Raw genomic sequence first — 839 nt, forward strand, 5'->3', positions numbered from 1 at the left:
CCACTGCGGCAGCGTCAGCTTCCACGTCGGAGCTTCTAGTCTTTGTCCTTTTAATAGCTGTTATTGCTCTATGCTGTCTAAAAACTGCAGGAGGTGGCGGCTATGCCATCAATCTCGGAGCCGACGCGAAAACATTAAAAATAGAGGGTGAAGAAAATATCACTGTTTACCATGCATTGATAAAAGATGAAGAAACAGGTGAAACAAACATAAGCCCAGCAGAAAGACGATTCTGCAAAAAATGTGGAAGTTCATTATGGCGATGTGATCCGCGTTGGCCGGAGCTTGTGCATCCATTTGCTTCAGTCATCGACACCGAATTGCCAATCCCTCCTGAACACTCACACATGATGCTCAACTCAAAAGCTTCATGGGTAGAAGTCGATAAACAAACACACGATAAATGCTTCGCAGAATACCCCGATGAATCGCTCGCCGATTGGCACCTTCGTTTAAACTTAAACGCTTAGCCCTAACAGATTAATGCTTTGCCTCATCGGCCCTTTAACTTGACCGCTTCAGCCTGAGTCTTCTGATAGTACTTCCCTAAACTCTTATCCGCTGCCCTACGCTCAGCAAGACTCGCTGAATTCAGAGCGTTTTCTCGTAATAATTTTTGATAATTCGCTAATCGTCGCGCACTCAACTCACCGTCCTGAATCGCTTTTTGAACTGCACAGTCTGGTTCTTCACCGTGAATGCAATCGTTAAACTTGCAACGTAGAGCAAGCTTTTCGATATCAGAAAATGCCTCATGGATACCGTCTTCTACATCGCTAAGCTGAAGCTCTCGCATCCCCGGCGTATCCAATAACAACGCACCTTGCGGAAGCGAGATC

The 839-nt window shown here is 45.9% G+C and carries 1 protein-coding gene and 1 pseudogene; one reads left to right on the forward strand and one right to left on the reverse strand.

Going from position 1 to position 839, the window contains the following annotated elements; genetic code table 11:
- A partial coding sequence (locus A3739_RS30525; protein ID WP_369821126.1) for a GFA family protein occupies positions 1-470 on the forward strand: 470 nt, incomplete at its 5' end.
- Positions 471-493: 23 nt separating this feature from the next.
- Here the strand turns inward: A3739_RS30525 and A3739_RS30530 are convergent.
- Positions 494-839, reverse strand: a pseudogene (locus A3739_RS30530) (GTPase RsgA); the annotation flags it as partial.

The sequence above is a fragment of the Oleiphilus sp. HI0067 genome (genome assembly GCF_001635735.1).